The following is a 14,073-nucleotide window of genomic DNA, read 5'->3' on the forward strand; positions in this document are numbered from 1 at the left end:
TAAGCAAAATTCATCCAACAAAGAGTAAAACGCTTTTAGTCGACCCCCTTGGGCAGCGTTTGTTGGCCATTTTTACTGCGTTATCGACTTTTTATGTAGAATAACTACACTACAAAGTCTCTGCCTTGTATAAATGGCCAACAACTCGCTGCAAAAACAACCTTGAAAGGTCAACAGACCCTAGATCATCAGTGTTTTTTTATGCCTGTAAATTAGCTCACAAGTCAGTTGATACAAGTCAATTAATACAAGTCAATTGGTGCTAATCGAATGTTCAAAAAAGCCATCGATGAAAACCGATGGCTTAATGATTTGTGAAGTGATGCCTTTATCATCAACTCACACTTACTACTTGCTACTTGCTACTAGCTACTAGCTATAAATGCTCCTCAGCAAATTCAGCCAAGCGTGAGCGCACCACGCCATTTAGGTAAATATTGGCACTACCATCAAAGTCTTTAAAGCGTTCCACAATGTAGGTCAGCCCTGAAGTCACCGCAGTCAAATAGGTTGAGTCAATTTGCGATAAATTACCACAGCACACTAACTTAGTGCCCTCGCCCATTCGGGTGATCATGGTTTTAATTTGTGATGCCGTCAGATTTTGACATTCATCTAAAATGACCACTGAGTCCTGAATCGAGCGGCCCCGCATAAAGTTAATCGACTTAAACTGCACGTTGGCCTTTTCCATAATGTAGTTCATGCTGCCAGTCGGGTTAACATCATTTTTGTGTAGTACTTCGAGGGTATCGGTAATCGCTGCCAGCCACGGCGCCATTTTCTCTTCTTCTGTGCCAGGTAAAAAACCAATAGACTCGGCAATTTCAGGCGTGTTACGAGTGACAATAACCTTCTCGTATTGTTTTTTCTCAACCACTAACTCAAGTGCTGCAGCCATGGCAATTAAGGTTTTACCGCAACCTGCGGGCCCTGTAAGAATAACTAAATCAATTTCAGGATCGAGTAAGGCATTAAGCGCCATACCTTGATAAATATTCTTTGGTTTAATCCCCCACGCCTGCAAATGCTCAAGTCGGTCACGACCATAATCAATAATATTAAGGTGGGTTTCGGTGCGACTTGCGACCTTGCCGCAAAATTCAGTGGCTTCATCAATTAAATATTGGTTTTTATAAAATGGTTCGTTACCCACTTCTGAAATATTCACTTGGTGAACGGTTTTTCCGGCGACGCGATCTGTAGAAACCTTGTCAACATTGCCCCAGAAATCACCTTCAAATTGATAAAACCCTTTGGCAAGAAAGCGAATGTCGTCAATTAATTGATCGGTTCGATAATCTTCAACCCTTTCAATGCCCGCACCCTTGGCTTTTAGGCGCATGTTGATGTCTTTGGTGACTAACACGACTTGACGGGGTGAGTGAGTTTTTTGCAGATGCAGAGCGGTATTAATGATGCGGTTATCGTTGTTATCACCGGGCAGATCGCCTGCTGTAAAATCGATTTGATGGTCTGGGAAAATGGATAAACTGCCTGAAACGTCTAAATGACCTTCGCGAGCTGGGAGTGATACACCGTTAAGGATTTGTTCTGGTGAGGTCTTTCCTCCGAGGATATCCTCTAATGCCCTAATGGCGACTCGCGCATCACGACTGATGTCGTGCTTTCTGTCCTTAATATTGTCTAACTCTTCTAACACTGTCATTGGGATGATTACATCATGTTCCTTAAACGAATATATCGCTAAAGGTTCATGCAGTAACACATTGGTATCCAGTACAAACAACTTTCTGTCGTTATGTTCCATGGCGCCTCCAGAGTGCTCAATGCAAAGGGGTAACTAAGGGATTAATCCAATTTAAACTCCTGATATTAAAAATATAATAAACTTACAGCGATAGATAATCTCTATCAGTGCACAATTAAACTATGCCAGCAAATCTATTAACTCTCAATAGTTAATCGGATGTTTACTAGGTCAGTTTAGGGGAATAAAGATGTCATTTAGATGACAATAATGTGGCAAATTCAGACTTAGCTAAATAAAATTGTCGATCATGAATATTTAAATCGCTGCTAGAATTTAAATCTAGCAGCGTTTGTTATAACATACGCGCCCTTTGTTTTAATCAGCCCCGAATGAGAGTAAAAAATGCCGTTTGCTTTAGGTCAACGCTGGATTAGTGATACCGAGTCAGAACTTGGTTTAGGTACTGTTGTCGCCGTCGAAGGACGCATGGTCACTGTACTGTTTGCTGCCGCCGATGAAAACCGTCTGTTTTCACGCGATGAAGCCCCATTAACTCGTGTAATTTTTAATCCAGGTGACTCAATTGAAAGCCATGAAGGCTGGAAACTTACCGTCAATGAAGTCGAAGAAAAAGATGGTTTAGTGACCTACATCGGCATTCACAGTGAAACGAATGAAAGTGTTCGTTTACGTGAAACTCTGTTGAACCACAATATTCGTTTTAACAAACCTCAAGATCGTTTATTTGCTGGTCAAATTGACCGTTTAGAGCGTTTTGGTATTCGTTACCAAAGTCAGCTATTGCGTCATAAATTGGCTACCTCTGACTTACTTGGCCAGCAAGGTCCACGTGTAGGCTTAATTCCACACCAACAGTGGATTGCCCATGAAGTGGGTCGTCGTTATGCGCCGCGCGTATTACTGGCTGATGAAGTCGGTTTAGGTAAAACCATTGAAGCAGGTTTAATCATTCATCAACAGCTGCTCACTGGCCGTGCTGAACGTATCTTGGTTATCGTACCTGATACTTTACGTCATCAGTGGTTAGTCGAAATGCTGCGTCGCTTTAATTTGAAGTTCTCAATTTTCGACGAAGACCGTTGTGTAGAGGCTTATGCTGATAACGACAATCCATTTTATACTGAACAATTAGTCATTTGTTCGCTTGAGCTGTTGCGTAAAAAACGCCGCTTAGAACAAGCTATTGATGCTGATTGGGATTTAATGGTCGTTGATGAAGCGCATCACCTTGAGTGGAGCGAAACAGCGCCGAGCCGTGCATATCAAATTGTTGAAGCATTAAGTGAAGAAGTCCCAGGCGTGTTATTGCTTACTGCAACTCCTGATCAACTTGGTCATCAGAGCCATTTTGCGCGTCTACGTTTACTCGACCCTGATCGTTTCTACGATTATGAAGCCTTTCTTGAAGAAGAAAAAAGCTACCAAAGTGTGGCAGAAGCCGCCGAAGCTCTCACTGCCAACACCAAGCTTGCAGACAGCGCCATTAACAGCTTAACTGAGCTGCTGAGCGAAAAAGACATTATGCCTAGCATTAATGTTATTCAGGCTGAAGATGTGGCTGATGACGTTAAACAAGCTGCTCGTGATGAGTTATTGCAAGAGCTACTTGATCGCCATGGTACTGGCCGAATTCTTTATCGTAATAGTCGCGCATCAGTCAGTGGTTTCCCTAAACGATTCTTTAATCCACATCCATTAGCCATGCCGCAAGAATATGTTACTGCTGAGCGTGTGAATGCGATGATGGGTTCTAAAAAATCACCGCAAGATCAAGCCAAGCAGTCCCTAAGCCCAGAAAAGCTTTACCAAGCTTTTGAAAGTGAAAGCGCCAGTTGGTGGAAATTTGATCCCCGCGTGGATTGGTTAATCGACTTTTTAAAAGAGCACCGCAGTAAAAAAGTATTGATTATTGCGAGCCAAGCAGAAACCGCTTTAAGCCTTGAAGAAGCATTACGTACCCGCGAAGGTATTCAAGCAACGGTATTCCATGAAGGTATGTCGATCATCGAGCGCGATAAAGCTGGCGCCTACTTTGCTCAAGAAGAAGGCGGTGCGCAGGCACTGATTTGTTCTGAAATTGGCTCAGAAGGACGTAACTTCCAGTTCGCAAGTCACCTTGTGTTGTTTGACTTGCCGCTAAACCCTGACTTACTTGAACAGCGTATTGGTCGATTAGATCGTATTGGCCAACAAAACGATATTCAAATTCACTTGCCGTACCTACAAGATACCGCGCAAGAGCGTTTAATGAATTGGTACCATCAAGGGCTTAACTCGTTCGAGTTAACCTGTCCTAGTGGCCACATTCTTTACTCTGAATTCGCTGACGAATTAACAGCGGTGCTGAACGATGCCGACCCAGAGTTAATGACTCAATTACTGAATCACACACAAACTCGTTACCAAGAGCTTAAGCAAGCGATGGAACAAGGCCGTGATAAGTTATTAGAAATTAACTCTCATGGTGGTGAGCAGTCGAAGAAACTCGTTGAACGTTTAGCTGAACGCGACTCTGATACTCATTTAATCGGCTCTGTGATCCGTTTATGGGACATTATCGGTGTCGATCAAGAAGATCGCGGCGAGAACTCTATCGTACTGCGCCCAAGTGAACACATGCTGTTCCCATCTTACCCAGGCTTACCTGAAGATGGTGTGTCTGTCACGTTTGACCGTGAAACTGCATTGTCTCGTGATGATATTGCGTTTATCTCGCAAGAGCATCCGCTAGTACAAACGGCATTAGATTTAATCACAGACTCTGAAACCGGTACCACCAGTGTGGCTGTGCTTAAAAACAAAGCCTTACCTGCTGGCACCTTGTTCTTAGAATTGATTTACATGGCTGATGTCAGTGCCCCTAAATCATCGCAGTTATACCGTTATATGCCACCAACACCAATCCGCGTGTTGCTGGATAAAAATGGTCTTAACCTGTCTGATAAAGTGGATTATGCAAGCTTTGATAAGCAGCTTAGTGCAGTTAATCGTCATATTGCCAGTAAACTTGTCAATGCATCTCAACCAATTTTGCATCCATTACTGGCCAAAGGTGAAGAGCAAGCTCAAGCGGCTTTAGCTGAATTAGTTGAACAAGCTCGTGACAAGATGACGCTGCAATTAAACGGTGAATTAACACGTTTAGAAGCACTTAAAGCGGTTAACCCTAACATTCGTGATTCTGAGTTAGACTATATCCGTAATCAAATGGCTGAGCTCAATAGCTACATTGATGACAGTCAATTCCAGCTAGATGCTATTAGAATGGTATTAGTTAGCCACGTATAATACACTGCTAACATAACGCTAAAAGCCCTGAACTTCTTATTAGTACGGGGCTTTTTTGTATATGCCTTTCAAAAAACTGTATAAGTAATCGTAATGAAATTAATCCGACGCGCTCACTACCGCACAATATTTTGCTCAAGTTTACTCGCGCTAACGAGCTTGTTTTCATTTAATGCGCTCAGTAACAACCTTTTTAATAGCACACTGTTAAGTGCGAGTTTGTTATCTGACAGCGTATTCATACCGATTAGTGACGCCGAAAAGCAACAGATTACCGTTCAAGATCAAACAATCGAAGTATTGGTTAAACCATGGCAAGGTAAGAAACAGCACGGTGCTGTTTTTCTTGTGGGGCCAACCGACACTCACGCCAGCGGACGTGGCATTATTCGTTATTTACGCCAACAAATTCCATCAAAAGGCTGGGCAAGTATCAGTATTAAACCCACTGAAGGCTTGTATCGCCCTAATTTTGCCACTTCAGCAGACCAAGTCACCAAAGCGGGTGAGAAACAGCTTGAACTTAATGCCTATCAAATAACACCAAAGTACAGCTCTAGCCAATTATTAGAACTTAGAAATTTCCAACAGAATGTTATCAATGAATGTTTGGCTCAACTTGAGGCAATTGGAGAACAATTTCCAGGAAAGCGAATTATTATTGCCGCTGATGACAGTGCTGGGATGGTGATTAATTTGCTCCATCAAGACAAACTGCAGCAACCAGACTTACTGGTTGTGATTAATCCTTACCGAGAATTTGAACAATTAATCGATGAGCAAAGCCGTGATTTATCTATACCGTTACAATTAGCTGAACTGGATTTTCCAATTCTTGATTTACAATCAGAGAATGGCAACATCGAGTCTATCGCTGAAACACCAGCGCGCAAACAGTCCAATCAAATGAAAACGAGTCATCGATATCGTCAGTACTTATTGCAGCTTGACCTCAACAATCAAGGTGGGTGGGATGAAGCGTTAGAACATATTGAAGGGTTTGCTCGAAAAATGGTTGGTCGGTAAACCTACCAACCCATTTTACGATAATGAGTTAGCTCGCTTACCAACCGGATTGACGGTCCTGATAAGGTTTTGCTGATTTTTTAATTTCTCGATGGCCTGCAATATTGCGGTTTTTGCCGACCAATAAACGGATTTGGCTTAAAGACTCTCGGCTTAGCAAACTACGTAATGTACCAGACCAGTTTTTGTTAATACTCAATTTGACTGCAGCATTCGTATCTGGCGAGCGTTGCATTAACTTGTCAGCGAACAATTGCGCTTGTTGATGTGGGTCGTCATACACTTCAGTGACTAATCCGTACTCGAGTGCTTTATCTGCAGTGATAATGTCAGCGGTATACGTCAGTTGTAGCGCTTTATCTTTTGGCATTATTTGTCTTAAGCCCGCAAGACCTGCCATATCAGGTAATAATCCCCATTTAGATTCCATTATCGACAGTTGCGCATCTTTACTCGCAAACCTAAAATCAGCGCCTAACGCTATCTGCACGCCACCGCCATAACAAAAACCTTCAATAACAGCGATAACAGGAATGGGTAACTGTTGCCAGCCAAGGGAGACTCTCTGTGCCAAATTAGCATTACCAGGTAGCCACTTGAATAATAATTTCAGCGCAGGCATCACAGATTTCGACACACTTTTCACGTCCAAGCCAGAACTAAAGTTTCCTTCTGCACCCGATAAAATAACCACTCTAACCGCTTTATTTTTGTGTAATTTTTTTATGGTTTTATCAATAGCTTGAAATAGCTCGATGTTGAGTGCGTTGTATTTATCAGGCCTATTGAGTGTGACATGGGCAACGCCATTTTCTACCCTTAACTCAACGAGTTTATTATCCATGGTTCATCCTTTACTGGTCAGTCCAGGTTGCAAGTTAACATAAATCCTCCACTTGTCGAGTAGTTAACCAAATAGACACACAGGCAATAACAGAAATACCCCACAAAAAACACCAAATGAATACGCAAGCATCAAATTCAACATAAAAAAGCGTCATATAAGATACAATTTTGCGATAAGTGCCAAAAAACTGTCGAATTTTAATGCTAATCATCAGCAATAAGTTGTAAAATAATGTTTAATAAATGTAGGGTGTAACGTTTTAGACTTTTCAATAGCTAACTTACTGTTGCTTAATGCAATTAACCAAAACGTTAAATCATCAACTACACTCAATAATAATAAAACCCGTTAAAGGATCATCTGTCTCTATGACTATTCCTATTTTGATATGCGATGACTCAGGATTAGCCAGAAAGCAAATGGCGCGAACCTTGCCCAAGGAATGGGACGTTGATATCAGTTATGCCACTAATGGTGCTGAAGGACTCGAGGTTATCCGTGCAGGCAAAGGTGAGATCGTATTTCTCGATCTCAATATGCCTGTAATGGATGGATATGAAGTATTAGAAGCCATTCAAAAAGAAGATTTGCCTGCATTGGTCATCGTGGTGTCAGGTGATATTCAAATCAAAGCTCACGAAAGAGTCAAAGCCTTAGGCGCATTGGATTTTATTCAAAAGCCTGTCAGCGCCGAATCCATCAGTAATATCCTCGAAGAGTACGGCATTCTGACCTTAGCATTAAAAGATGCAGGTAATGACACGCCGATGTTTGAAGTGGATTTACGCGATGCTTGCCAAGAAATTGCCAACGTTGCTATGGGGCGCGCAGCAGACTTATTGGCAACCCTATTAGATGTGTTTGTTATGTTGCCTATCCCCAACGTAAATGTACTTGAAGTCAGTGAACTGACCATGGCACTAAAAGCCACTGAAGAAAGTTCAAAAGTATCAGCATTGTGCCAAGGCTTTATTGGCGCAGGCGTGGCTGGTGAAGCCCTGCTGTTATTTCATGATTCAAGCTTTGAAGACATGGCCAAGTTAATGGGTCATAAAAACCCACAAGATACTGCAAATGAGATCGAAGTGTTAATCGACACTGGTAATGTGCTTATTGGTGCATTCCTTAACGGTATCTCTGAGCAATTAGATATGAAGTTTAGCCAAGGACATCCTGTTGTTTTAGGACGTCACTGCACGGTGAATGAGCTAATCCACGACAATTCAGAAAAGTGGCAACGCACCTTAGCAATGGAAATCAATTACCAAATTGAAGATCACAATGTCCAGTGCGATTTATTACTGCTATTTACCGAAGACTCCATCCCAACGCTTAACTTTAAGCTGGGTTATTTGCTCGATTAATCAACCTATTTAGCGAATAACACATTCGCAAATAATTAAAATAATAAAGAAAGTTGGATGTTAACTCATGTCTACTGATCAAAATGCAATGAACGAACTTCACTGGCTTATTGATATGGTGCAAACCATAGAGGTTGGCTTGGTCGTATTAGATCGTAATTACAACATCCAGTTGTGGAATGGGTTTATGGAAAACCATAGTGGCGTATCGCCTAATGCCATTAAAGGCAAAAACCTATTTGAAACTTTTCCAGATTTGCCTAATGAATGGCTAACTCAAAAAATGGAATCGGTTTTTTTACTTAAAAACCGCTCGTTTATTAGCTGGGAACAACGCCCATACGTCTTTGAGTTTAAAAACTATCGCCCAATCACAGGTCGTGCTGATCACATGTATCAGAATATCACCCTGCTGCCCTTGGCTTCGCTCACCGGCAACATAACCCATATCAGTATCATTGTTTATGACGTGACTGATGTGGCGATTAATAAGCTACAACTCAAAGCGGCCAATGAGCAATTAGAAAAACTCAGCCAGACTGACAGCTTAACCCAACTGTTTAACCGTCGTCACTGGCAAGAGTGTTTTGAAAAAGAATATGAACGCTTTGCGCGTTATGGTGAAAACGGCAGCATGATTATGATTGATATCGATAATTTCAAACAAATTAACGATAAGTATGGTCACCCTGCTGGTGATAAAGTCATTCAGAATATAGCCCATATCTTAAAACAATCTTTACGTGAAACAGACTTTGCAGGACGTTATGGTGGTGAAGAGTTTGCAGTGGTGCTAACGAATACCAGTGCTGACGAGTCGAAATACTTCACTGAACGCTTGCGTAAAAAAGTCGAATCATCACAAGTGGTTTATAAGAACCAAATCATCAAAGTCACCATCAGTATTGGGGTCAATTCCTTGTCAGAAGACACCAAAAATAGTGCTAGTTGGTTATCAGGAGCAGACAAGGCCTTATACCTTTCAAAGGAAAATGGCCGTAACCAAACTTCGGTTTATAAAACCAAGTAGAAGCGAATACCTCCATAGTTATCAATAAAAAGCCCACTCATTTGAGTGGGCTTTTTATGATTTTTCAGAAACAAGTTAATTAAAACTCATCTTCTTCATCTTGTTCTTCATCAAGCTCATCTTCGTCACCGACAAAGAAGGTTCCCCAACCGTCATAATCCACTTTTTGCTTTTGCGCTAAAAGCATCAGTTGCTCACAAGCTTTATCTAGCAAGTCAGCTTCAAGTGCGTGATTAGCAATTGCATCAAAACAGAAAATGATTGAGCCATCTTCTAGCTCCATCTCTTCAGCATCATTCACTTCAAAACCAAGTTTAAATGCATCAACCGCCGCTTTTTCTAAACGGTCAAAATTAGTCGATGAAAAGTGATGCTCAATCGTATATTCGGCATCGGCTTGCGAACCATCAGCAAGCAAAGCTTGGATAATTTCACGGTTCTCAGCAAACTGCTCTTTTAAAAGACCTTCAATAGACATGGAGTAACTCCGTTAACAAAATAATGCGGCTAATCGCTAATTATACGTGATAAATCTACTGAGGTTTAGCCATTAATGCCGATGCTTCTTGATTTAATTCAGCTAAACGCTTTGACATTGCCTCATGCACCTTAGCACAAAGCTTTTTAACATCACTTTTATCCACATTTGCAGTCGACATCGGTGCCATCATTTCCACAATCACCACACCGTTATTCCAACGGTTCAATTTAATGTGGTTTTGACATGACGCCAGTACTGGGACTATTGATGCTTTAGCTGCGATAGCTGTGTGGAATGCACCTACTTTAAATGGCAATAAACCACGCCCTCGTGAACGGGTTCCTTCAGGGAAAATCCAAACTGATAATAGTTTGTTTTTCATTTTCTCGACTGTTTTAGCCATGGTATCAAAGGCACTATGACGATTTTTACGGTCAATCAGAATATTACCTGACAACCAGTAAATTTGCCCAAATAGCGGCATCCACGCCAAACTTTTCTTACCTAAACTCACTGTCGCTTTTGGAACAGCTGAAGTATGAGTAAATAAATCAAAGTTATTCTGATGATTCGCTAAATAGATTTTAGGTTCTTTCGGGTTTTCTTCTGTTGCATGACGAGTAATGACTTTAATGCCAAGGATTGGGGCAACGGATGAAAAAATGCGAGCGATAACATGGACATTATCACGATGCATTGGTCTGACAATACAAAGGATGATTGCGAAAAAAAACGCCAGTGTTAATAACACTGCAAGAATAATTGAACGAGCAATTAACAGCACAAGCAGGCTCCTGCGAAGAAAGTGGCGACAGTATAGCCAGCACGGATGCTGGACTCAATGATTTGTTTGATTTCAGTTTACAATTGTAAGCTTAAATGATTATACACCAGCCAAGATGAATTAATGATGCGTTAAACATTAACGCATCATTAATTATACAGTTTGACTCGGATTTTATTGAGTGTGTTGCTGATTTGAGTATTTAGTTGCTTAGGGATGAAGCCGTTTTTGACGCCTTCATCGACAGGAATACTCGCATTAGAATCGCACTCATAGCTAACGCAGCTACAATCGCGGCGCCACTCGGTAAATCATAAGTGGCCGAAAGTATAAGCCCTGCAATGTATCCAACAAATCCAACCACATAGGCAAGTGCCAATAATCCTTTTCCTTGGTACTTATTCAGTGCCAAGGCAGGAAGGATTAAGGTACTAAAGACCAAGTAGACGCCAATCAACTCAACCGAAAGTGTTATGACAATGGCAAACAGGAAGTAAAAACCTGCACCGTCTAACACTTGTGGTTTCATCACGATTAACGCCAATATAGCGGCAGAAACAATGGCTGGCAGGACGAGCTGAGACCAGTTAACCCATAATATTTGCCCCGACATTAGCTGTTTTAATAGCTCAGCACCATGAGGATCATTCGATAGCAGCAACATGGCTGCCACCGCACTCAGCACATAAAAACAACCAATAATCGCTTCAAGTTCATCAGCAAATCTTTTAGATAACCAAGCAATAAAACCTGCACCCACCAATGCAAATAACGCAGGCATCCACACATGAGAAAAAGGGAGTTCCTCAATACTGTGGTCCATATGCGATACGATTGCACCTAAAGCAGCCACTTGAGCAATGGCCAAATCAATAAAGATAATCCCACGTTTTAATACTTGGCGACCTAATACAACATGAGTAGACAGTACTAGTAAGCCAGCAACAAATGCAGGAATTAAAATAGGTAGCAAATCGAGATCTAGCATAAGTTTATTGAACCTCTGTAAGCATTGTTATAACGCTATCATAAAGGCTAAACAAATCTGTGCTATCACTGTTGCCACCCACTGACATAGGCAGAATTAGCACAGGTAAGTCCGTGCGTTCACCCAGCCAATTAGCACCACGCTCATCTTGATAAGATGTCACTAATATCGCCATCACATCGCCTTCTTGGCTACGATTAACCAATTTTGCTAAATGGCTACTACTAGGTGGAATGCCAGGTTTAGGTTCTAAGTCAGCCACTTGTTCGATGCCTAGCCAGTTAAACAGGTAACGAAAGCTTGAATGGTACGCAATCACCTTTTTACCTTTCAAACCCGCCGCTTGCTCTTCCCATTTAGGGATAGCTTGCTGCCATCGGTCAGTGAAATCGGTAAGTTTTGCCTGATAACCTGCTGCACCTTCAGGGTCTAATGCCGCCATTTTTTCTGACAATGCATTAGCCACCTGTAACATTCTACGAGGATCAAAGTGCAGATGTGGATTGCCCTTTGCGTGGACATCTCCCATAGAACGATCAACATGTTCAAGTTTATCTAAGGTATCAATATGCTCAGCTGCGTAGAATAAACCGTTATCGGTTGAACGCACTTTATTATTCGATGCTTTCATTTGCAGCATAGGTAACCAACCAATTTCAAGGTCAGCTCCCGCACATACAACAAGATCAGCTTGACGCATCTTAGCGATCAAACTAGGTCTTGCCTGAACCAAATGCGGATCTTGCATTGCACTTGTCGCTGAATAAATTTTAGCTTCTGGCGCAATCTCTTGCGCTAAGGCTGCATATTCAGGCTCACAAGCAAACACATTTAACTGGGCATTCGCCGCGCTTGTCAAAAAGGCACTACAAAGCGCCCCCATCACAATGAGTTTTTTAGAATTGATGCGCACCGTGAGCTCCTAATGTCATAACATACTGAAGTGAGACAATGTTGTCGTCTTCAAAACCATCAAAGTTTGTACCTTTTTGATTAGTATATTGTAGACGGACAGTAGAGAAATGACTGTGATGCCAAGCTAAACTTAATTCAGTTTCTTTCAGTTTTTGCGGATCTAAATGGTCGCCATGAAGTTCATAGGTATCAACTTCACCGTAACGAACACCTGCAGACCAATGAGGAGAGAACTGATAAACACCACTTAAGTACCAACCTTCAAAATAATCATCGCCATGAGACTCTTCATGATCATGATCTTCCTCTTCATGGCCATGGTCGCCTTCTTCAAACGAAAAAGTATCCGTCACTCGGAAGTATTCACCACTCACTGTTAAATGTTGGTATTTGTAGTTACCGTTTGGCGCCCATTTATAAACAAAATCTGCGATGTAAGTATTTTCACCCGTGTAAGATGCGCTATGAGTGTGGCCTTCATGATCATGTTCTTCATCAGCATGACCTTCTTCCTCTTCACCCTCTACGACCATTACCTTACCATTGGCATTATATAAGTAGCTTAAGCCAACCTGCCAAGAGCTTGAATGACCAATGTCACCACCGAATTTAGTAAAAGCAGAATACACACCTACAGTGTCATACTCTCGTGGTCCATGCTCTTCATGTTCTTCCTCGTCATGCCCTTCTTCTTCATGCTCTTCATACATATCAGCAGCGCGCATTTTGTCGCCTTTAAAGACTTCAACACCCATAGTCCAATATAGATCAGTCGGAGCAACATAAGTTAGACGCACACCATCATCAAAATAATGATTACCCATGAACGCACGATAAGCACCTGGACGGTCAACAAATGAATCAGTATGTAAATGCTGATTATTTAAGTAACCAACATCAGATAGGAAGCGACCAGCACGAATACCTAAACCAGCAGGAAGCCCCATAGTTTGAATAAACGCTTCTTCTAATTCAATTTCAGTTTCACCGTCGTGCGACTCTAAAATCGCGGTCACTTTTCCGTAAAACATGTCATCAATGTTTGCACTAATCGCCAGCTCTGTTTCGCCCAAACCGAAGCCTTCTTCACGCCCACCTAAACCACGATCTCCAGTCTGATAAAAACCATCAAGAACCGCACTAATGTTAGGGTTTGTTAAGCTAGAATCTTCAGCAAAAGCATGAGTTGAAGCGAATGCGCAGGCAACTGCAACTAAAGAAAGGCGTTTGTTTAAATAAGACATTTTATCTCCAAAATACAACAAGTCTTCGTCCATCATCTGTGATAGTCGAATAAAAAATTAAGGTTAACGTTGCTAGATTAAGAGAAAAAAGGGGGCGCGCGGCTATGGTAAAGCGATTGGTGAACACTGCTATAAGTTCGACAGTTGTATGTGACAGACTCGAAGTGCTGACGAACAATGGCGATGCTTAATTCGGTTGAGGGAAGTGCAGCATTAAACTGATGTTGATGGACACATAAAGTACAGCTAGTACTTAATGAATCATGGTCATGGATCACGTTATGTGCAGAAGCCGCAAACGACAGTAGTACTAGCATGGCTGAAAGCCATACCACAACACTGCGCTTTATTGGTCTAAATCTATGCACCAA

12 protein-coding genes are annotated in these 14,073 nt (G+C 41.7%); 4 read left to right on the top strand and 8 right to left on the bottom strand.

Features of this window, described 5'->3' with window-relative positions; all coding sequences use genetic code 11:
- Positions 1-376: 376 nt before the first annotated feature.
- A complete protein-coding gene (locus AB4153_RS05930; RefSeq protein ID WP_102526627.1) occupies positions 377-1,771 on the bottom strand; it encodes a PhoH family protein in 1,395 nt (464 codons plus the stop codon).
- A 345-nt stretch (positions 1,772-2,116) separates the two neighbouring features.
- Here AB4153_RS05930 and rapA point away from each other — a divergent pair, with 345 nt between their 5' ends.
- Together rapA and AB4153_RS05940 are read left to right on the top strand one after the other, a co-directional pair.
- Entirely contained in the window at positions 2,117-5,023 is a 2,907-nt protein-coding gene (gene rapA, locus AB4153_RS05935) for an RNA polymerase-associated protein RapA (protein WP_102526628.1), read from the top strand.
- A gap of 93 nt (positions 5,024-5,116) precedes the next feature.
- Positions 5,117-6,049, top strand: a complete 933-nt coding sequence (locus AB4153_RS05940) for a DUF3530 family protein (RefSeq protein WP_371996694.1) — start codon at positions 5,117-5,119, stop codon at positions 6,047-6,049.
- A 37-nt stretch (positions 6,050-6,086) separates the two neighbouring features.
- Here the strand turns inward: AB4153_RS05940 and AB4153_RS05945 are convergent, their stop codons facing one another.
- Positions 6,087-6,893 (bottom strand): crotonase/enoyl-CoA hydratase family protein, encoded by an 807-nt coding sequence (locus tag AB4153_RS05945; protein ID WP_371996696.1) that lies wholly within the window; start codon positions 6,891-6,893, stop codon positions 6,087-6,089.
- Between the two features lie 371 nt (positions 6,894-7,264).
- Between AB4153_RS05945 and AB4153_RS05950 the strand changes: the two genes are divergently transcribed.
- Positions 7,265-8,260 (top strand): response regulator, encoded by a 996-nt coding sequence (locus AB4153_RS05950; RefSeq protein WP_102526631.1) that lies wholly within the window; start codon positions 7,265-7,267, stop codon positions 8,258-8,260.
- A gap of 67 nt (positions 8,261-8,327) precedes the next feature.
- Positions 8,328-9,290 carry a sensor domain-containing diguanylate cyclase gene (locus tag AB4153_RS05955; protein WP_102526632.1) on the top strand — a complete coding sequence of 321 codons (963 nt, stop codon included), beginning with the start codon at positions 8,328-8,330 and terminating at the stop codon, positions 9,288-9,290.
- A gap of 79 nt (positions 9,291-9,369) precedes the next feature.
- Here AB4153_RS05955 and rraB read toward each other — a convergent pair whose 3' ends face one another.
- The 6 genes from rraB to AB4153_RS05985 form a co-directional block, all read right to left on the bottom strand.
- Positions 9,370-9,768 carry a ribonuclease E inhibitor RraB gene (gene rraB / locus AB4153_RS05960; protein ID WP_102526633.1) on the bottom strand — a complete coding sequence of 133 codons (399 nt, stop codon included), beginning with the start codon at positions 9,766-9,768 and terminating at the stop codon, positions 9,370-9,372.
- A 55-nt stretch (positions 9,769-9,823) separates the two neighbouring features.
- On the bottom strand, positions 9,824-10,555 hold the full coding sequence (locus tag AB4153_RS05965) for a 1-acylglycerol-3-phosphate O-acyltransferase (RefSeq protein ID WP_229371297.1): 732 nt from the start codon (positions 10,553-10,555) through the stop codon (positions 9,824-9,826).
- Between the two features lie 202 nt (positions 10,556-10,757).
- Complete coding sequence (locus AB4153_RS05970; RefSeq protein ID WP_102526635.1) at positions 10,758-11,543, bottom strand: metal ABC transporter permease; 786 nt, start codon at positions 11,541-11,543, stop codon at positions 10,758-10,760.
- A gap of 4 nt (positions 11,544-11,547) precedes the next feature.
- Positions 11,548-12,456, bottom strand: a complete 909-nt coding sequence (locus AB4153_RS05975) for a metal ABC transporter solute-binding protein, Zn/Mn family (RefSeq protein ID WP_371996699.1) — start codon at positions 12,454-12,456, stop codon at positions 11,548-11,550.
- Complete coding sequence (locus AB4153_RS05980; protein WP_371996701.1) at positions 12,440-13,702, bottom strand: hypothetical protein; 1,263 nt, start codon at positions 13,700-13,702, stop codon at positions 12,440-12,442. Before AB4153_RS05980 ends, AB4153_RS05975 begins: the two co-directional genes overlap by 17 nt.
- 77 nt (positions 13,703-13,779) lie before the next feature.
- The gene (locus AB4153_RS05985; protein WP_371996702.1) at positions 13,780-14,070 is read right to left on the bottom strand and encodes an ABC-type zinc uptake system zinc chaperone; all 291 of its coding nucleotides are present in this window, start codon (positions 14,068-14,070) and stop codon (positions 13,780-13,782) included.
- Positions 14,071-14,073: the final 3 nt, after the last annotated feature.

Source organism: Shewanella sp. 10N.286.52.E4, from assembly GCF_041468785.1.
GTDB lineage: Bacteria > Pseudomonadota > Gammaproteobacteria > Enterobacterales > Shewanellaceae > Shewanella > Shewanella electrodiphila.

Bases quoted from the DNA above. Each gene is read 5' to 3' on its own strand.
- AB4153_RS05945 (WP_371996696.1), bottom strand. From the start codon at position 6,893: ATGGATAATAAACTCGTTGAGTTAAGGGTAGAAAATGGCGTTGCCCAT.
- AB4153_RS05955 (WP_102526632.1), top strand. From the start codon at position 8,328: ATGTCTACTGATCAAAATGCAATGAACGAACTTCACTGGCTTATTGAT.
- AB4153_RS05970 (WP_102526635.1), bottom strand. From the start codon at position 11,543: ATGCTAGATCTCGATTTGCTACCTATTTTAATTCCTGCATTTGTTGCT.
- AB4153_RS05930 (WP_102526627.1), bottom strand. From the start codon at position 1,771: ATGGAACATAACGACAGAAAGTTGTTTGTACTGGATACCAATGTGTTA.
- AB4153_RS05950 (WP_102526631.1), top strand. From the start codon at position 7,265: ATGACTATTCCTATTTTGATATGCGATGACTCAGGATTAGCCAGAAAG.
- AB4153_RS05940 (WP_371996694.1), top strand. From the start codon at position 5,117: ATGAAATTAATCCGACGCGCTCACTACCGCACAATATTTTGCTCAAGT.
- AB4153_RS05980 (WP_371996701.1), bottom strand. From the start codon at position 13,702: ATGTCTTATTTAAACAAACGCCTTTCTTTAGTTGCAGTTGCCTGCGCA.
- rapA (WP_102526628.1), top strand. From the start codon at position 2,117: ATGCCGTTTGCTTTAGGTCAACGCTGGATTAGTGATACCGAGTCAGAA.
- rraB (WP_102526633.1), bottom strand. From the start codon at position 9,768: ATGTCTATTGAAGGTCTTTTAAAAGAGCAGTTTGCTGAGAACCGTGAA.